The 20687-nt window shown below is 27.6% G+C and carries 18 protein-coding genes; all 18 read left to right on the top strand.

Annotated elements, in window-relative coordinates; genetic code table 11:
- Positions 1-85 precede the first annotated feature (85 nt).
- Entirely contained in the window at positions 86-709 is a 624-nt protein-coding gene (locus AC07E4_RS19645; protein WP_478217249.1) for a DUF4004 family protein, read from the top strand.
- Positions 710-833: 124 nt separating this feature from the next.
- Positions 834-1214 carry a DUF2089 family protein gene (locus AC07E4_RS19640; RefSeq protein ID WP_040330309.1) on the top strand — a complete coding sequence of 127 codons (381 nt, stop codon included), beginning with the start codon at positions 834-836 and terminating at the stop codon, positions 1212-1214.
- Positions 1215-1241: 27 nt separating this feature from the next.
- Complete coding sequence (locus AC07E4_RS19635; protein ID WP_430830502.1) at positions 1242-1685, top strand: SHOCT-like domain-containing protein; 444 nt, start codon at positions 1242-1244, stop codon at positions 1683-1685.
- Positions 1686-1720: 35 nt separating this feature from the next.
- The gene (locus tag AC07E4_RS19630) at positions 1721-1975 is read left to right on the top strand and encodes a hypothetical protein (protein WP_040329995.1); all 255 of its coding nucleotides are present in this window, start codon (positions 1721-1723) and stop codon (positions 1973-1975) included.
- A 25-nt stretch (positions 1976-2000) separates the two neighbouring features.
- Positions 2001-2999 carry an ABC transporter ATP-binding protein gene (locus AC07E4_RS19625; protein ID WP_478217248.1) on the top strand — a complete coding sequence of 333 codons (999 nt, stop codon included), beginning with the start codon at positions 2001-2003 and terminating at the stop codon, positions 2997-2999.
- A gap of 9 nt (positions 3000-3008) precedes the next feature.
- The gene (locus AC07E4_RS19620; protein ID WP_478217247.1) at positions 3009-3833 is read left to right on the top strand and encodes an ABC transporter permease; all 825 of its coding nucleotides are present in this window, start codon (positions 3009-3011) and stop codon (positions 3831-3833) included.
- Between the two features lie 10 nt (positions 3834-3843).
- Positions 3844-4659 (top strand): ABC transporter permease, encoded by an 816-nt coding sequence (locus AC07E4_RS19615; RefSeq protein WP_040329999.1) that lies wholly within the window; start codon positions 3844-3846, stop codon positions 4657-4659.
- A gap of 30 nt (positions 4660-4689) precedes the next feature.
- Entirely contained in the window at positions 4690-5982 is a 1293-nt protein-coding gene (locus AC07E4_RS19610) for an MFS transporter (RefSeq protein ID WP_478217246.1), read from the top strand.
- A gap of 1078 nt (positions 5983-7060) precedes the next feature.
- Entirely contained in the window at positions 7061-7627 is a 567-nt protein-coding gene (locus AC07E4_RS19605; RefSeq protein WP_478217281.1) for a CNNM domain-containing protein, read from the top strand.
- A gap of 365 nt (positions 7628-7992) precedes the next feature.
- Positions 7993-8745: an ABC transporter ATP-binding protein gene (locus AC07E4_RS19600; RefSeq protein WP_040330001.1), complete on the top strand. Its 753-nt coding sequence runs from the start codon at positions 7993-7995 to the stop codon at positions 8743-8745.
- A complete protein-coding gene (locus tag AC07E4_RS19595) occupies positions 8732-9553 on the top strand; it encodes an ABC transporter permease (protein WP_040330002.1) in 822 nt (273 codons plus the stop codon). Before AC07E4_RS19600 ends, AC07E4_RS19595 begins: the two co-directional genes overlap by 14 nt.
- A 97-nt stretch (positions 9554-9650) precedes the next feature.
- On the top strand, positions 9651-10670 hold the full coding sequence (locus AC07E4_RS19590) for an ABC transporter substrate-binding protein (RefSeq protein ID WP_478217245.1): 1020 nt from the start codon (positions 9651-9653) through the stop codon (positions 10668-10670).
- A gap of 170 nt (positions 10671-10840) precedes the next feature.
- Positions 10841-12013: a MalY/PatB family protein gene (locus AC07E4_RS19585; protein WP_478217280.1), complete on the top strand. Its 1173-nt coding sequence runs from the start codon at positions 10841-10843 to the stop codon at positions 12011-12013.
- Positions 12014-12157: 144 nt separating this feature from the next.
- Positions 12158-12739, top strand: a complete 582-nt coding sequence (locus AC07E4_RS19580) for a biotin transporter BioY (RefSeq protein WP_478217244.1) — start codon at positions 12158-12160, stop codon at positions 12737-12739.
- A gap of 392 nt (positions 12740-13131) precedes the next feature.
- Positions 13132-14841 carry a methyl-accepting chemotaxis protein gene (locus tag AC07E4_RS19575; RefSeq protein WP_478217243.1) on the top strand — a complete coding sequence of 570 codons (1710 nt, stop codon included), beginning with the start codon at positions 13132-13134 and terminating at the stop codon, positions 14839-14841.
- A 495-nt stretch (positions 14842-15336) separates the two neighbouring features.
- Complete coding sequence (deoD, locus tag AC07E4_RS19570; RefSeq protein WP_040330008.1) at positions 15337-16038, top strand: purine-nucleoside phosphorylase; 702 nt, start codon at positions 15337-15339, stop codon at positions 16036-16038.
- 721 nt (positions 16039-16759) lie between these two features.
- Positions 16760-18442: a hypothetical protein gene (locus AC07E4_RS19565; protein WP_478217242.1), complete on the top strand. Its 1683-nt coding sequence runs from the start codon at positions 16760-16762 to the stop codon at positions 18440-18442.
- Between the two features lie 283 nt (positions 18443-18725).
- Positions 18726-20684 carry an OPT family oligopeptide transporter gene (locus tag AC07E4_RS19560; protein ID WP_478217241.1) on the top strand — a complete coding sequence of 653 codons (1959 nt, stop codon included), beginning with the start codon at positions 18726-18728 and terminating at the stop codon, positions 20682-20684.
- Positions 20685-20687: the final 3 nt, after the last annotated feature.

Raw genomic sequence — 20687 nt, 5'->3', positions numbered from 1 at the left:
CAATTAATTATTAATTAGTTTCAAATATAAATATAGTAATAAACTGCAATATCGTTAGTATCACATTTGAGAAGGAGAGGTTAGTATGAGTGAAAAATTAATTTCTAAAAAAGAATTATTAGAGTTAACAGGTATCTCTTATGGACAGTTATATAGATGGAAAAGAAAAAAGTTAATACCAGAAGAATGGTTTATAAAAACAGCTACATTTACAGGACAGGAGACGTTTTTACCAAAGGATAAAGTGTTAGAAAGAGTTGAAAAAATTATAGAACTTAAAGATGAAGTATCATTAGATGAACTTGCTAGTATGTTTTCACCAAACTTCAATGAAGTAATTATAGACGAAGATAGACTCATAAGAGAAAATATAATTTCAGTAGGTGCAATGCAATTATATAAATATAATTTTGGAGAAAAAGAAAAGTATAATTTTTACGATACAGTAGTATTAAATATATTTGAAATGTTAATAACTGTGAGTAATGTTAAAGTACAGAGAAGTGTAGAAATAATAAAAAAACTAAAAGATATAGAAAAGGAAATTAAGGAGAAAGATTATAATTTGGTAATAGCAAAGATAAAAGAATGTGATGAAAAAATGATATTTTTATATTGCGGAGATGTTATTTTACTAGATGATTATAATATTCTTAAAGAGATAAGTATAAATGAAAAAATTAGTGAAATAAAAGAAAAATTAATATAACAATTAAAAATATTTATTTTAATAACAACATAAATAAATAAAATTAATATAAAAATTAATTTTATTTATAATTATGTTTACAAAAGTTAAAGAGAAGCATATAATATTTATTAAGGAGGAAGAAATAATGTATAAAGTACTAAGTAAATGTCCAGTATGCAATGAAAAGCTTAAGATAATGAAATTAAAATGTAGCAAATGTAATACAGTTATAGAAAATGAATTTTCGTTTTCTAAGTTTGAAAGTCTTTCAAAGGAACAGTTAGAATTTGTAGAAGTATTTTTAAAGTGTAGAGGAAGTATAAAAGATGTAGAAAAGGAATTAGGTATATCATATCCAACAGTAAGAGGTAAATTAGACGATGTTATAGAAAATTTAAACTTAGAAAAAAATGATATAGATAAAAGTAGTGAAAAGAAATCTTTAAATGATAATAACAAGATTTTAGATATGTTAGAAAAGGGTGAAATAACACCTGAAGAGGCTATGAATTTGTTAAAGTAAAAATTTATATATAAGGGAGAGAATAAAATGAAATCAGAAGTAATGAGAATATTAAAGATGGTTGAAGATGGGAAAATAGATTCAGAAGCAGCTGCAAAGCTTATAGATGCTTTAAATAATGGTGAAGAATTAATTATAGAAAATGATAAACCTAAAAAAAATGAGAAAGCTTTTTCAAAAGAGGAAATTAGTGATGCAGCACAAAAATTTTTAGAGGAAACACCAAAAAATGGTGAAATGATGCTATATGTTTTTGTAATGTCAGGAGATGGAGATAAAGTAAAGGTAAAAATACCTATAAGTTTTATAAAAACAATATTAGATGCCACTAATAAAATGCCAAGTATGAAGGAATTAGATGATAAAGTGGATATGGAAGTTATAAAACAAGCTATTGAAAATGGTGTTTGCGGAAGAATTGTAGAAGTTGAAAGCGCTGATGGGGACTTTGTTATAGTAGAAATAAAATAGAAATATAAATAATGTTTATTAAAAGGGTGAAAAATATGTGGATTACTATTAAAGAAAGTGGACATAGGGGTTTCAAAATCCCTATTCCTATGTGTTTTATTGGATTAGGAATAAGTATTGCAGGCAAAGCAAGTAAAAAAAATATCAATGAAGATTTAAATAAAGTATTTGAAAACATGGATAGTAGAGAATTAAAACGTGCATTTAGAAAGTTAAATAGAACTTGTAAGGGAATGACAATAGTAGATGTGGAATCAAAAGAGGGGGATCATGTGAAAATAGTAATTTAACAATCAGTTAAAGGGGTACTGGGGTATGGAGAAAATTGTAGAAGTTAAAGATGTAAAAAAAACATTTATAATAAAAAAGAAAAAATTTTTTAGGGTAGTAGAAAAAACTGAGTTTAAGGCAGTAAAAGGTGTAAGTTTTGAAATTAATAAGGGTGAAATATTTGGGCTTTTAGGACCTAATGGTGCAGGAAAAACTACAGTTATAAAAATGATAATGGGGCTTTTAAAACCTACATCCGGGACTGTTTTAGTAAATGGTGTAGATACAGATAAAAAACAAATTAAAGCATTAGCCCAAATTGGAAGTGTGTTAGCTGGCGATAGAAGTGTATATTGGAAATTAACAGCTAGAGAAAATTTAGAATATTTCGGAAATTTATATGGATTATCAACTAAAGAAGCTAAAATACGTACAGAAGAAATACTAACAAAGCTAGGAATTATTGATAAAGCTGATGTAACTGTGGAAAAATTTTCTACTGGAATGAAACAAAAAGTTGCGCTAGGTAAAGCACTTATACCTAATGCACCAGTAGTTCTTTTAGATGAACCTACATTAGGATTAGATCCTCAATCAGCATTAAATTTAAGAGAAATAATTATGAAATTGAAAGAAGAGGGAAAAACAATATTACTTACAACTCATTATATGGAAGAAGCAGATTATCTATGCGATAGAATAGCAATAATTGATAATGGAAAAGTTATTGCATTAGACACAAGTGAAAAATTAAAAGAAGAAGTTAGTAAAGTTAAGATTATTAAACTAGAAGTTGATAAAATTAATACAAATACAGTTGAAAATTTAAAAAAAATAGCTTATGTGGAAAATGTTTTAAAAAATTATTTAGAAGATACGGGGAATTATGAGATTTTAATTCACCATACTGATGGAAATGAAATAGTTCAAGAAATAATAAATATAGTAACTAAAGAAAACTTAAGTATAAAAAATATGAATGTATTAAAACCTTCTCTAGAAGATGTATTTATAAAGCTTACTGGAAAAGCTTTAAGAGAGTAGGTGTTTTAAATGTATAGAATAAAAACTATAAAAAATATAGGAAAAAAGGAATTCTTAGAACTTATTAGATATAAAGATTGGATAATAAATATGCTTATTTGGCCAGTTATATTTCCACTTATATATATATTAAGTGCCGTAGCATTGGCAGGAAAAGATGGCAGTGGACTTAAAAATTTTGAAGCATTAACAGGAACTACTGATTATAAAAGCTTCATATTAATTGGAAGTATGGTATATATGTGGGTAAATATGACCATGTGGAGTTTTGGAACTTTTTTAAGACAAGAACAAAAAAAAGGAACATTGGAATCGTTGTGGATATGTCCTATAAAGAAATTTGATATTTTATTAGGTGGTGCATCTATAACAGTAATACGTTCAGCACTTTATGTTTTAGTAAGCCTTTTGGAATATAAGATTTTATATGGAACACAATTTCAAGGTGGAATATTAGAATGGATAGTAATTTTTATAGTATTACTTCCAGGAGTAATAGGAATTGGGGCAATATTCTCATGTTTAGTACTTTGGGTTAAAGAAGCTAATGTAGCAGTAATGTTAGTAAGAGGATTAGTAATGGCTCTTTGTGGAATAAGTTTTCCAATAATAATTATGCCTAATGTATTACAAGGGGTTTCAAAATGTTTATCTTTTACCTTTGGAATTGAAGCAGCAAGAGGGATTATGATTAATGGTTTAGGAATCTCAGGAGTAAAAGAAGATTTGATTAAATGTTTATTAATAGGAATTATATATATAATTATTGGAAGAATATCTTTTTATTTTGTAGAAAGAAAAGTTAGAGTAGAAGGATCATTATCTAGATTTTAAGGGGGGTATCATGGATTTTAATCATATTTTAAAAGTTATAAAACAAAAGATAATAATTAAAATGAAAATTTATTTTAGATATCCATTGAATATATTGAGTGTAATACTTCAACCCATAATATGGTTAACACCATATTATTTTATGAATAAGGTGTTTGGAAATGGTAGTTCTTTTAAGCAAATGACGGGTTCAGATAATTATATGGAATTTATAGTATTAGGGTTTGTACTCGCATCATATTTAACAGCAGCTATGTGGGGAGCAGGTTTTAGTTTGAAAGAAGAAATGTGGGATGGTGTTTTAGAGTCAAATTATACAATGCCTGTTAGCAGGGTAGTTCTTATGATTTCAAATATTCTATTTGAATTTATAATGGCAACAATAGAAATAGTACTTACAATGACAGTTTGCTATTTTGCATTTAATATTAATGTGACTCATGGAATTTTAAAATCTTTAATATTTATAATACCAGGAATAATTTCATATATAGGAATAGGATTAATTATAGGAAGTATAGTATTAATACTAAAAAATGCTAACACTGTTGTTGATGTATCAAGTGGTTTAATGCAAGGATTTTCAGGCACAGCATTTCCAATCGAAATATTCCCCAAAGCACTATTGATTATAAGTTTTGTATTACCATTAACATATATGAATGATAGTGTAAGAGCTTTAATTATTGGAGTAAATCCAATAATAGATTTAAAATATCAATTTGTTATATTGATATTTATGATGTTTATTTTTTTAGCATTGGGAATATTTATTTTTAATAAAGTAGACAATAAATGTAGACAAGAAGGTATAAGTGGATATTAAAGCTTAATTATAAGTAAATAGGGGGCAAAAATGGGAGAGGTAGAAATTGTTAAGGAAAAAAATATAAAACTTTGGAATAAAAATTTCTTTTTATTATGGCAAGGTCAATTAGTTTCTGTATTAGGAGATGTTTTATATGCTATAGCACTAGAATTTTGGATTTTTGATGTTACAAAATCTACAGCACTTATGGGGACGTTGGCAGCACTAACCATGTTACCAAGAGTAATACTTGGTCCTTTTGCAGGTGTGTTTGTAGATCGATGGGATAGAAAGAAAATTATTGTTTTAACGGATTTTATAAGAGGTATATTTGTAACATTTGTTGGAGTTGCAGCTTTGTTAGAATTTATTGAAGTTTGGATGGTGTTTATAGTTGGGATAACTAATGGATTATGTTCAGCATTTTTTAATCCAGCTGTGTTGTCAGTAAAACCAGATATAGTTCATAAATCTAAAATAGTCAAAGCAAATTCAGTAACAAGCATTGCACAATCTGGAATGGACATGCTTGGAAATGCAATAGGGGGAATATTATATGTAACAATAGGAGCACCATATATGTTTCTATTTAATGGAATTTCATATATATTTTCAGCTTTTACAGAAATGTTTATGAAAATACCTAGAATAGAAAGAAAAAATGTAGATGCTACATTCAAAGAAGATTTTAAAGAAGGATTTAAGTTCATATGGAGTTTTAAGGCATTCAGAAATGTGTTTATATTTGCATGTGGAATAAATTTATTTTTTCAAGGTGCATTAATTTTATTAGTACCTTATTTTAAGCAAACATCGTTTTTAGGACCTAAAAGATACGGATTTGCGATGACTATTCTTGCTATAGGAATGATGAGCGGAAGCATATTATTGTCTATATTAAACTTAAATAAAGATATAAAATATAAGCTATATAGAATGTCTATAGTCCTATGTACACTTGGATTTTCTACAACTTCATTAATTAGAAATTATAATATTATCTTAATAGTCCTTTTTTTAAGTGCATTTCTAAATGTAATATTCAACACTATATTTAATAGCGCTACAATGATGATTATTCCAAAAGATATAAGAGGAAAGGTTAATGGGATAAATAATGCATTATGTATGGGATTAATGCCACTAGGTTCATTGATTGGTGGTGTTCTAGGAGAAATTATTTCCATAAAAATGGCAATACTTATATTATTTTCATTAAGTTTTATTATGTCGGTTGGATGCATATGTGTAAAAGGAATGAAAAATGTAATTGAATTTGAAGGTGAAGGTAAAGATATAGATGAGCTAATAAATTCTACTAACGCATTATATAATAAATAGAAATTTTAAGATTACGATTTCATAAAAATAAAATTGTAATCTTAAAATCTACAACAAGGGGGAAGTGGAAGGTATTATAACAATATGGATAAGTTTATAACAAATTACACATATATATATGGTAATATTTTAAAATTCAGCAAAATTAATTAAGTAATAGAGATATATAATAGTGTAGAATTTAAAAATAGAAGTGCTAGTTATCTACAATGTGATTTAAGATGATTGAAGAATTTAGTTATTTAAAAGAGTTTATTTTGAGTTAAATTGAACTTTTTAAGATATTTACTTTTAAATGAAAACACCGTATAGTATATCTTAACAGAATAAGTGGTGCAGTATCCTAGTCAGGTAAATATCTTTGAGGACGGGGCTAAAAATCCGTTGAAGAGCATATCGATGAAGTTCCTGGTGCTGGCTTGAGACGCCCAGTTTTGGGCTGGTGCTGGGAGTTAAGGTTGTGGGACAATCACAAAGGCATGTGAAATTGACTCCTACTTCCGTGGAGACCATTGTATGTGCTTTAGGAGAGATATCTAAAGTACGGCAATGGATTAAACCTGCAATGTGGTAAACTTAGCTATGTGCAGAGTAGCTTGCCTTGAGTGATATAGGGGGAGGTAATAGAGGAGGTATTATTTCTTAGGCCAAGAGATAGTACTTATTGCTTACTGAAACCTATATTGCAAAAGAGGATAAAAAGATATCCAACTGTTGAGGAAATCTCCTAGGCTGTTTAGAAATAAGGCATATTAGGGATTAAGGTGCAGACTAAGTGGCAATCTAGCCCTATAGTAGTAATGCTATAGATAAGGTATTAAAAGGAAACTGCTGAGATGGCGACATCTTAGTTACTTTATGGGAAATCCTGCTAGACCTAAGCTGCAAAATTAACTTAATATGCTACCACTATTTCATGTATAAACATAGATATACAAATATAATTTGAATTATGAATATAAAATTGAAAATAGATTACAATATATAAAGATAAAGTTTTAATGTATATACTTATATTAAAACTTATTAATTTTTTAGGAGGATATAATTGGGGTCGTCGAGTAAAAAAGGTAAAGCTATGAAAAAGGATAAAAGTGATCGAGGGTGGCTTATAATTATTGTTATAACTACTTTTATGATAAGTGGAACTGTTTCGTTAATATCAGAATCAACATTGTCTCAAGTTAATGTAGTAGTAGCATTAATGATATTATTTGTAATAATATTATTAGGAGTTATATTTGATATTATAGGTACAGCAGTTACAGCTGGAGATGAAACACCTTTCCATGCAATGGCTGCAAAAAAGATAAAAGGTGCAAAAGTAGTTGTAAAATTAATAAGAAATGCAAGTAAAGTTTCAAATTTTTGTAATGACGTTGTAGGTGACGTTGCAGGAATTATAAGTGGATCTGTAGGTGTTGTAATTGTTGCAAAAATACTGGAAACTAATAGAGGGTTAAATCAAATATTAGTGAGTGCATTAGTGAGTGCTATAATTGCGGCAATGACAGTTGGTGGAAAAGCTATGGGTAAAAAGTTTGCTATTTCTAAAAGTAATGACATACTTTTTAAAGTAGCAAAAGTTATATATTTTTTTCAAGAAATATTCAAAGGGAAAAATCCTTTTAAGAATACAAAATAGACTATGGAAGATTTCTATAGTCTATTTTTTTATGGAAATTTATAAATTATTTTCAATGTACAATTTTAGGTTATTTTTTTACAAAAATATTTATAAATATAAAAAATAACAAATAAATCATCACAAATTATGTAATATTTAAATAATATATGTATATAGGTAATATTATTTAAGTCATAGGAAAACAATATAATATTTTGAGTTATTTAAATTTCAACTATTAAGTTTTAGCTGGTTCCAAATATAAATTAATAAATATTAATTATTAAATGTATAAATTAAAATTATTTTGGAAACTTATATTAATTTTTAAAAAATAGAATTCAAAAGTTAAATTGGGATCCTATAATATGGGGGTGAAATTTATGTCCTCTATTGTGGATGTTAACAATATAAATATGACTTTTTATACATTGGAAGGTGAATTAAATGTTTTAAAGGATTTAAGTTTTTCACTAGAAGAAGGGAAGATATTAGCACTTTTGGGACCATCGGGTAGTGGAAAATCTACAATGCTTAACATTTTAAGTGGTTTACTTAAACCAACATCAGGTGAAATAGATATAAAAGGTAAAATTGGATATATGTTTCAAAGAGACAATTTGCTAGAGTGGAGAACTATAATGAATAATATAACAATTGGACTTGAAATACAAAATAAATTAAATAATGAAGCCATGAAGAAAATAGAACATCTTCTTAGAATATATGATCTTTGGGATTTTAGAAATAACTATCCAAGAGAATTATCAGGAGGAATGAGGCAAAGAGTTGCACTTATAAGAACACTATCTGTTGATCCTGATATATTACTTTTAGATGAGCCGTTTTCGGCATTAGATTATCAAACAAGATTGTTAGTTAGCGATGATATATATAAGATTATACAAAATGAAAAGAAAACTACTATATTAGTAACACATGATATATCAGAGGCAATATCTATGGCAGATTCTGTTGCTGTATTATCAAGGAGACCTGCAAATATAAAGGCAATACATGATATAAACCTTACAGTTAAAGATGAAAAAACACCATTAACCGCAAGAAAAGCACCAGAGTTTAAAGATTATTTTGATACACTATGGAAGGAGCTTGATGTAAATGAAAAAGAATAATAGTTCCTTATCTGGATATGAGAAATATCTAAAAGAAAGAAAAACAAAAAAAATAAAGATACTTTTTTGGCAAATAGCTATTTTAATAATATTTTTAGTTCAATGGGAGATACTGGCGAGAATTGGAGTTGTAGATACATTTCTATTTAGTAAACCTTCAGATATTTGGGTTCTTTTTAAGGAATATATGGGCAATGGTGAGCTATTTAGGCATATAGGTATATCTGTATGGGAGACTGTACTAGGATTTACAATAGGAACTATACTGGGTATTATAATTGCAATACTTCTTTGGTGTTCTAAAACAGTTGCAAAAATATTAGATCCATTTTTAGTTGTATTAAATGCACTTCCTAAAACTGCATTAGCACCAATTCTTATTGTTTGGGCAGGGGCTGGTATAAAAGGAATAGTTGTAATAGCTATAACAATTTCAGTTGTTACAACAATATTATCAGCATACAATTATTTTATAAATGTAGATGAAGAAAAAGTGAAAATGCTTAGAAGTTTTGGGGCTACAAAAGGACAAATATTAACAAAGCTTATAATGCCATCTAATATAGGCAATATAATAAATATAGTAAAAATAAATATTGGAATGTCATGGGTAGGCGTAATAGTTGGAGAATTTTTAGTATCACGGTATGGTATAGGATATCTAATAGTATATGGAGGTCAGGTATTTAAATTAGATTTAGTTATGATGGGAGTAGTTGTACTAGCTATATGTGCGCTTATTATGTATGAAATTGTTAATGTAATTGAAAAAGTTTATAGAGCAAGACAAAATGTAGAAAACAATTAATAGAAATTAAATTTTAAATTTATATTATTAAAAAATAAATGTATAACCTAAATATTTTGATTTAAATATTATAAGAGCAATAAAAAGGAGTATAAAAATGAAGAAATTCAAGAAGCTGACAGCTATAATAACTAGTTTATTTATGTGTACGCTTATTTTTTCAGGATGTAGCAAGTCAAATGATAAGTTAACTAAAATTAAATTAGCAGAAGTTACTCACTCTGTATTTTATGCACCACAATATGTTGCAATAAATGAAGGCTTTTTTAAAGAGCAAGGTATAGATATTGAGTTAATGGCAGCACAAGGAGCAGATAAGACTATGGCCGCATTGGTATCTGGGGAAGTTCAAATAGGACTTATGGGACCAGAAGCATCAATATATGTTTATAACAAAGGAAGCGATAATTATGCTATAAACTTTGCTCAACTTACCAAAAGAGATGGAAGCTTTTTAGTTGGTAGACAAAAGGAAGATAAATTTAACTTTGAAAATTTAAAAGGAAAAGAAATACTTGGCGGAAGAAAAGGTGGAGTGCCTGAAATGACATTAGAATACACTATAAAAGATAATGGCATTAAAATAGGAACAGGGAAAGATGAGGCTAATGTAAGAACAGATATACAATTTAATGTTATGGCAGGTTCATTTACAGCAGGAGAAGGAGATTATGTTACATTGTTTGAACCATCAGCTACTGCAATGGAAAAAGAGGGTAAAGGTTACATTGTAGCATCTATAGGAGAAGCATCAGGTGAAATTCCATATACAGCTTATTCAGCAACTAATAAATATATTGATAAAAATAAAGATTTAATTCAAAAATTTACAAATGCAGTTTATAAAGGCCAACAATATGTAAAAACTCACAGTGCAGAAGAAATAGCAAAATCAATAGCACCATTTTTTAAAGATATAAAAATGGATGATTTAATTACAGTTGTAAATAGATATAAATCAATAGATGCATGGTGTGAAAATCCAATACTTGAAGAAAAGAGTTTAGATAGACTTATGGAAGTTATGGAAAAAGCAGGTGAACTAGATAAGAAAGCTCCATATGATAAAATTGTAACTAGAACCTATGCAGAGAAAACAATAAAAGATAACAAATAGGAAATGAATTATTTATAGAAATTTTAAATACTAATTAAGGTTGTTAATGATTGAAAAAGTAGATAGTATATAATTAAAAGGGATAAAATTGCAAAAATTTTTAATTGTATAATAAAAATCATTAGCAATCTTTTATTTAATTAATTCAACATATGTGGAGGATAAATATAATTATGTACAGTTTTGAAAAAAGAGTTGATAGAAGCAATAGCAATTGTATTAAGTGGGATACAGTTAAAGAACTTTATGGATGTGAAGAAGTTATTCCAATGTGGATAGCTGATATGGATTTTGAAATAGAACCATCAATAGTTAAGGCTATACAAGAAAGACTAGAACATTCAGTTTTAGGATATACATTTACACCTAATTCATACTATGATGCAGTAATAAGTTGGTTTAAAAAAAGATTTGATTGGAATGTAGAAAAAGAGTGGATTAAATTTTCTCCAGGAGTAGTACCTGGTGTAAATAGCATAATTGCTGCATATACAAAGCTGGGAGATGAAGTAATACTTCAAACACCAGTATATCATCCATTTTATAAACTAGTAAAAAATAATGGGTGTCAAGTTATAGAAAATCCATTAATATATGATGGCGAAAAATATGAGATGGATTTTGAAAACTTAGAAAGCATAATAACTGATAGGACAAGAATGATAATACTTTGTAGTCCACATAATCCAGTTGGAAGAGTATGGACTAAAGATGAATTGAAAAAATTAGGAGATATATGTATAAAGCATAATGTTTTAATAGTTTCAGATGAAATACATGCAGATATAATATATAAACCTTATAAGCATACAGTATTTAGTTCTATAAGTGATGAATTTGCTGAGAATTCGATAATATGTACTGCTCCTAATAAAACATTTAATATAGCAGGACTTCAAACTGCAAATATAATTATAAAAAATGAAAAACTAAGAAAAGAGTTTGATATTCAATTAGATAAGCATTGTGTACATGAACCAAACGTTTTTGGAGCTATAGCACAGGAAGCAGCTTATTCAAATGGAGAAGAATGGTATAATGGACTTATGGAATATTTAACTGAAAATCTTAAGTTTACTATAGATTTTTTTGAAAAAAGAATACCTAAAATTAAACTAGTAAAACCAGAAGGTACATATTTATTATGGTTAGATTGTACAAATTTAAATATGAATGCTTCAGATTTAAAAGATTTCTTTGTGAAAAAATGTAAAGTTGGATTTAATGATGGTAGTATGTTTGGGATTAAAGGTGAAATGTTCCAAAGAATGAATATAGCTACAAGTAGAGAAATTATTAAAGATGCATTAGAACGAATTGAGAGAGAAGTTAATAAGTTATAAAAATATTATTAGAGAACTTAAAGTGTTGTTTTTAACAGCACTTTTTTTATTTGAAAGGTAAACCTATTTTAAAAATAGGTTTACAAATATAATGTTTCTATGTATACTTATTTAAGAAAATATAAGGTTGGGGGAGTGAACCTAATGTATAAGACGAGAAATTTAATATTAGTATCATTATTTACAGCATTGACAGCTATAGGTGCATTTATAACAATACCAATACCTGTAGTTCCATTTACACTTCAATTTTTATTTTGTGCATTTGCAGGAATATTATTAGGTGCTAAACTAGGGGCTTTATCGCAGTTATTGTATGTACTTATTGGATTATTAGGAGTACCTGTATTCACACAAGGTGGGGGAATTGGATATATATTAAAACCGACTTTTGGATATTTGATTGGATTTATTGTAGCAGCATATGTTATAGGAAAAATAACAGAGAAGATTAAAGTATTGACTATAAAAAATTCATTATGTTCGATACTTATAGGATTATTTTTTGTATATCTTTTTGGGGTAGTGCATTTATATCTTATAAAAAATTTGTATTTAGGAACTTCAAATTTTGGGATAATGACAGCTATTTGGTCCGGTGCTATAGTATGTTTAGGAGGAGATATTTTACTTAGCATAATAACTTCAGTGGTGGCAGTAAAAACCATGCCTATAATAAGAAAAATTGGTTATGCACCATATAATAAAAATATTAAAAGCAAATAAAAAAAGCTTTAAAAAAGTTAATAAACTTTTTTAAAGCTTTTTTTACAATGAAATATAGGAATTTGAAATATGTACTACTAAATGATAAAATGTGACATAAACACTAATAAAAGTATATTAAGAAGGTACTGAAAAAACATTTAAATTAATAGGAAAATTAAACAAAATATTGAAGAACTTTTAGGAAACTTCGAGATTATAAGAGAGGGAAATAAAGATTTAAATATAGCATTGTAAGGAGGGATAAATTTATAAAGTAGACTTTAACTAAAATTCTATTGAAAGCTTAGGTTGCTTAAAAGAGTAGTTTATATTTTAAGTATTATATAAAAGGCTAGGGTGAAATTATTATTCTAGTCTTTTTTGTGAGAATAAAGAATAGGACGGTAGTTATGAGAAATAAAAAAGTAGGTGTAAAGCTTGTAGTTTCATTTTCAATAATAGTTCTCTTTATATTTATAATAGGATATACATCTAGTAGGGAACTAAAAATTGTAAATGAAATTCATAAACAAATTCAAATCAATGATAATGGAAATATATCATTAAAAGATATTCAAAAAAATATATATGATATAAGTTGCACATTTTCAGAAATAAATTTAAAAGATAAATCAGATTTTGAAAATCAAAATAAGAAAATTCAACAATCATTAAGTAATTTAAAAAAAGCTTTTGAAATTTATGATGATGAGGATACAAGTGGTGAATTTTTAGAAGGCGAAGAAGAAATATATAATGTTTTTGTCACTCAGTATGATAGTTACAAATCTAAAATAGATGAAATTTCAGCTAATGTAAAAAAAGATAGTACAAAAAATATTAATGAAATGTACATAAGTTATCAAGAAATAAAAAATAACTTAGTGTTAGCAGCAGATAAATTAGTTGAATTAAATGATGCTAATACAGAAAAATTACAGATAGAGGCTGAAAAAATAACTAAATCAAGTAAGTTTCAAGTATTTTTAATGTCATTTATAGGATTAGTAATATCAGTACTAATGGCTATAAGAATTATTTATGATATTAAGAAGCCATTAGAAAGCATGAAAAAGTTTGCAAATGAATTAGCTCATTATAATTTAAATTATGATGTTACTATAAAGAATAAAGATGAGTTTGGCGAAGTTGCAACAGCACTAAAAAATATTAGAGAAAATATGCGTGATATAGTTAGTGTTTTAGATAATAAATCTACAGAATTAACAGATGAAAGTAATAGATTATCAGATAATATAGAGAATATAACAGGAAAATTCGAAGATATAAGTGAAGAAAGTTCAGAGATTGCAGCACAAGTTCAAGAGGCAACAGCTGCCACAGAAGAAATATCAGCATCAGTAGAAGAGATTAATTCAAGTGTAGAGGAACTAACAGCAAGGTCAACAGAAGGTAGTAATAAAGCTATAATGATAAAAGAAAAAGCTATTAAATCTAAAAACATGATTAATGATTCTAGAAAAGTTTCATTAAAAATTTATTATGAAAAGCAAGATGGTATAGTAAAAGCTATAAAAGATGGGGAAGTTGTTAATGAAATAAAAGTTATGGCAGATGGAATAGCACAAATAGCAGAGCAAACAAATCTTTTAGCATTAAATGCTTCAATAGAAGCAGCAAGAGCCGGGGAACAAGGAAAAGGTTTTGCTGTAGTTGCTAATGAAGTTGGATCGTTAGCAGAGCAGTGTAAGGAGACTGTTTCTACAATTCAAGGCACTGTAGAAAAAGTTGAAAATGCATTTAAAAGTTTATCAGAAAATGCAAATGGAATTTTAGAATTCTTAGATGGACCTATAACTAGAGATTATGATGAATTTGAAGAAGTAAGCGCACAATATGAAGAAGATGCTAATTTCATAAGTGAAATGTCAGAAGATATAGCTGCGATGACAGAAGAAATAAGTGCAACAATAAATGGTGTAGCAGATGCAATTCAAGGTGTAGCAGCATCTTCACAACAAGCTAGTGAAAGCACAAATAAAATAAGTGATGTGATAAATACATTAAATACAAGCATGGAAAGTATAGATAAAAATTCACAAATTCAAGCAGAGTTAGCAGAAAGTCTAACAGAAGTTATAGGAAAGTTCAAAATATAAACTAAGTAATACTCTTTTAAGCAACCTAAGCTTTCAAACTTTTATAGTGTTCCAAGTTGAAAAATGAAATTATTTTTATTTAAGTTGAGAAAGAGAAATTCAAAGTATAGTACAAGAATCAACAATTAACGATGAACAAGTAATAGCTACAGTTACTATTAAAACTATGGTTAGTAAGAATATTATAATGGGGAATTTATTCTCAAAAATGAACCTTTTATGGATAAATATTATATTAATTTTATTTGAAGTACAAATAAAACATTGTAGCGGGGATTTCAATACCCGAGGATATTCACAATCACTATTCACTCTTACTTTTTACTTGGTTCTCAACATGACAATAGAATAAACTATAAGCTTAATAGTATCATTTGATAAAGAGGTTGTTTTAAATTTGAATCTGGAACCCCATAGATGTATGTTATAATTATTAAAGAAAATAATATATTAGATAAATAATAAAATTGAAAGCATGAAGAGGAGTGAATAGATATGGCAAAACACTTACATATAATGGCTGAAGAAGGTTCTATAGCAGAAAAGGTTCTTTTACCAGGAGATCCACTAAGAGCTAAGTTTATTGCAGAGACTTATTTAGAAAATCCTGTTTGTTATAATGATGTTAGAGGAATGTATGGATATACAGGAACTTATAAAGGTGAGAGAGTTTCTGTGCAAGGAACTGGTATGGGACTTCCATCATTATCTATTTATGCAAATGAACTTTTACAGTTTTATGGAGCTAAAAAGTTAATAAGAGTAGGTAGTTGTGGAGCGATAAATAAAGATGTTAAAGTGAGAGATATAGTGCTTGCATTAAGCGCATCTACAAACTCTGGAATAAATAGAAGAAGATTTAATGGAATGGATTATGCACCAAGTGCTAACTTTGAACTTTTAAGTAAGGCGTATGATTTAGGGAAAAGCAGAAACTTAAATGTAAAAGTAGGAAATGTATTATCTAGTGATTTATTTTATGATGACACAGGCATGGGAATTCAAAAATGGATTGATTACGGAACATTAGCAATAGAAATGGAGAGTGCAGAGTTATATACATTATGTGCAAAACATGGAGCTAAAGCATTATCTATTCTTACAGTTTCAGATCATATAATAACAGGAGATGAAACAACACCAAAAGAAAGACAAGAAACTTTCACAGATATGATGGAAATAGCATTAGAATTATAATAATATAGAAGTTGGCTACAGTTAGATTTACTTAAATTTGACTGTAGTTTTTTTATTTAATGTGAAATTTAATTTTCGTATACAAGATTGAATACACTTCATTTGTAGGTAAATTTAAATCACTCTCCTCAGTAGGCGAGAATTCATTCTTGCAAAACGTTATTTGAATGTATTATTAAAAAAATATATATTAAAATCAAAGACCGCCAAGATTGAAATCGCAGCTATGAAGGAAAATAGAAAATTATATTAACCTATGTGGGTGAATTTAAATCACGCTCCTCAGTAGGCGAGAATTCATTCTTGCAAAACTTTATTTAAATGTATTATTTAAAAAATATATATGAAAATCAAAGACCACCAAGATTGAAATCTCAGCTATGAAGGAAAATAGAAAATTATATTAACCTATGTGTGTGAATTTAAATCACGCTCCTCAGTAGGCGAGAATTCATTCTTGCAAAACGTTATTTGAATGTATTATTTAAAAAATATATATGAAAATCAAAGACCGCCAAGATTGAAATCTCAGCTACGAATGAAAAAAGAAAATTATATTAATCTATATAGGTAATGATTTAATCTTTTAAAAGGGTATTTCAATTATAAATTTACAACAGTATTACTAAATTTTAAATGAATATATAAATAAACATGATAAAATAGAGATGAAGGTGAATTTAAAAAATTATTGATATAGATATACGAGGGGGAGGTCTATATGAAAAAAAAGATTAAAGTGGTAGCAATATTAACATTATTAATTGGTGTTATAACAATTGGTAGTATTGTATTTGCTAAAGATGGATGGGGATTTAACAGAAATATAATGCCGCATGATTTAATGCCATTTGTAAAGTTTGATAAATTAGAAGATGAATATAAAATTTATTCTAAAGTAGAAAAAGATGGTGAAAATTTAGTTCTGGCTAGTGATAAAGATGAAAATGTAATAATAGAAAGAGAAGATGAAGGTAATCCATATCAAAGTTGGATTTTAGAATTGAGTTGGGTTGATAGTGATAATTTTTTCGAAAATGATAAGTTTGCAGGAACATATTATACAATAAAAAATAAGGCAACTGGAAAGTATCTTTATTTATCATCTTTTTCACACTTGGATAATAAGGGGTTAACAACTAAAAAACTAGAAGGTGGTTCACATTTGTGTTCTATGGAATATTGTTTTGGATTTGGAACTGGCGAGTTCTCAAAGCAAACATCATTAGGGGATGATAGATTTGATTTAACTAGAAGTAATCCAAACTATTATTATATACAAAATTCCTTTGGTGGATTAACAGTTACAAGGGTAAATGAAGAAAAAACAGCAACAATTCAAACTTCAAAAATGGATTTTAATAAACAAGATGAGTATATATTTACATTCAAAAAAACTAAAAGTTATAAACATAGTATAAAAGGACAAGTGTATCAATTACCATTATCCTATGATAATAAAGAATATAATTTGATAAGTGAAGCTAGTATATATGAGAAGAATTCAATAAAAGATATGGTAAAAAATGATGGCAAGGATTTTGATAAGTTGCTAAATGAAAATAAGGTTATAGATGATTGTAAAGTTGAGATAGTAAATAAAGCAGATGATGATAAGTTAAAATTGAATAGAGATGGGACTTTTGAAATCTTAACAAATAAAGATGAAATAGAAATAAACTTAAAAAGAGATGGATATGAAGATGTTGGAGCAACAATAAATATAAAAGATTGTGAAAAAAGCGAGTTTTTAGCTTTTATGAAAGAAATTAAAGAAGTAAAAATAGTATTAAAAGGAAAAGTATTAGAAGTTACTGAAAATGATAAAGCGGGAGTATTTTACACAGAACAAAGTAGCACAAAAGGAATATCAGCTAAAATAAAATTAATAGATTCAGAGGGAACTTCCAAAGAAGTTAGATCAAATAGTAGTGGTATATTTAGTTTTGAAGATATTGCATTAGGTGAGTATAAGTTAGATATTAGTGCCAGCGAATATGATACTAAAAAGATAAATGAAAGTAAAATAGTTTTAAAAGAAGAAGAAAATAATATTTACATTTATTTGGAGAGAGAGATAAAAGATGATGGTAAAAATCCTGAAGCAGAAATTATGTTTGAATATAATTCAGAAGATGAAGGTGCATTTACAAGTGCAAAATCTACACTTACTAATTATAGTGAACCAGTTTATGTTTTAAAAGGTTGGATTGAATATAATGATGGAACAAAAGAAAAATGGGATGTTGATAAAGATAAAAAAAATCTAATTGTAAAATTTGATGATAAGAGTGTAAAAAAATCGAGTATAAATAAAAATGCAGTAATATATTATGAAATAGTTGATATGAAAGGAAATAAATCTACTATTTCAGAAACATTAGTATTAAAACAGGATAGATAATATAAAAGCAATGATAAATTATAAAAAATAATTTATCATTGTTTTTATTTTTAAAATTAAATTTAAATATATTTAATTAAATTGTGGTAAATATTTCATGACAACTTATTATCAACTTAAGTTAAAATCTGAATTTAATTTTTATAAGTTTAAATTAATTAAAATTCATGTAAAAATTTACTTAATTTACACTTAGTTAATACTATAAATACATAAAGAAAAATAGAATTAAATATAGGAGTAAAATATTCAGGGCTAAACCAAACATAAAGGGGGATTATTTATGAAAAAAGGATTACCAGAAGGGGCATATGGACTGAAAGATGGGCAGAAAAAGTATATTCCATATATTCCGGCTAATAAAATAGTTCCGGAATTTACAGTATTATCTGTTGTTGTAGGTATTATTTTATGTATTATTTTTGGTGCTGCAAATGCGTATTTAGGTTTAAAAATTGGAATGACTGTTTCAGCATCAATTCCAGCTGCTGTTATTTCAATGGCAATTGTGAGAGTTATACTTAAAAGAAAGTCAATACTAGAAAACAATATGGTGCAAACAATAGCATCAGCAGGAGAGTCTTTAGTTGCAGGAGCAATATTTACATTACCAGCGTTATTTTTATGGGGAGAAGACCCAAATGCATTTACAATGACAATAATAACATTAGTTGGTGGTGTGTTAGGTGTTGTATTTATGATACCTATAAGAAGATATTTAATAGTAAAAGAGCATGGAACATTACCTTATCCAGAAGGTGCAGCTTGTGCTGAGATTTTAGTTGCAGGTGAAGGTGATGGGTCTAGTGCTAAAATGATATTTATAGGTGGAGGTATTGGTGCATTATACAAACTATTTGGTGATGGATTTAAAATGTTTCCAACAGAAATAGAAAAAACTATTCCAAACTTCTCAAATGGAACAGTTGGTATGGATACACTTCCAGCACTTTTAGGTGTAGGTTATATTATAGGACCTAAAATATCTTCATACATGCTTATTGGAGCATTATTAGGATGGCTTTGTTTTATTCCTATGATTACTTTCTTTGGTAGTAGTGCAACAGATGTTATATTCCCAGCAAAAGATATTATAAAAAATTTAAATGCAGGAGCTATATGGTCAAATTATTTAAAATATATAGGAGCAGGTGCAGTTGCTGCTGGTGGAATAATAAGTTTAATAAAATCTTTACCAACTATAATATCATCATTTAGAGATGTAATTAAAGGTGCAAAAGGTAATGAGAAACAACTTCAAGTTGAAAGAACTGATAAAGACTTAAGTAGCAGATTTATAATTATTGTACTTGTAATTTCAATAATAGCTATAGCAGCATTTCCACAAATTCCAGTTGGAATATTAGGAGCAATATTGATAGTTATATTTGGATTTTTCTTTGTTACAGTTTCATCTAGAGTTGTAGGTGTTGTAGGTAGTTCTTCAAATCCTATATCAGGAATGACAATAGCGGCTTTATTATTAACAACAATAATATTAAAAGCCACAGGAATGAATGGAAAAACAGGTATGATATCAGCATTATGTATAGGTGCAGTTATTTGTACAGCTTCAGCAATAGCAGGAGATACTTCTCAAGACTTAAAAACAGGTTATTTAGTTGGAGCAACTCCATGGAAGCAACAATTAGGAGAGCTTATAGGTGTTGTAGCAGCAGCTATATCAGTTGGATTTATAATGATTGCATTAGATAAAGCATATACTTTTGGTTCAAAAGATTTTGGAGCACCACAAGCTGGGCTAATGAAACTTATAATAGAAGGTATTATGGATGGAAACTTACCTTGGAACTTAGTATTTATGGGAGTTATGACATCAATAATATTTGAAATATTAGGTGTAGCATCATTACCAGTTGCAATAGGTTTATATTTACCAATACATTTATCAACACCAATAATGCTTGGTGGACTTATCAAAGGTGGCTTTGATATGCTTACTAAGAATAAAGACAAAGATAAAAAAGAAGCTGTTAATCAAACTGGTATATTATATGCATCAGGACTTGTTGCAGGTGAGGGACTTATGGGTGTAGTTCTTGCAATATTTGCAATAGCAAATATTGATATGGCAATGAAGAATCCTATACTAGGTCAATTGGGTTCATTAATATTATATTTGTTATTAGCGTTAAGCTTTATATATATTTTGAAAAAAGGTATGAATGATGATATAAATAAAAATTCTAATAAAAAGTCTAAACAAAAAATAAAAGCATAGATT

Source organism: Clostridium amazonense (assembly GCF_056431285.1).
The sequence above is the reverse complement of the archived record's forward strand: the minus strand, read 5'-3'. Positions and strand labels throughout refer to the sequence as shown.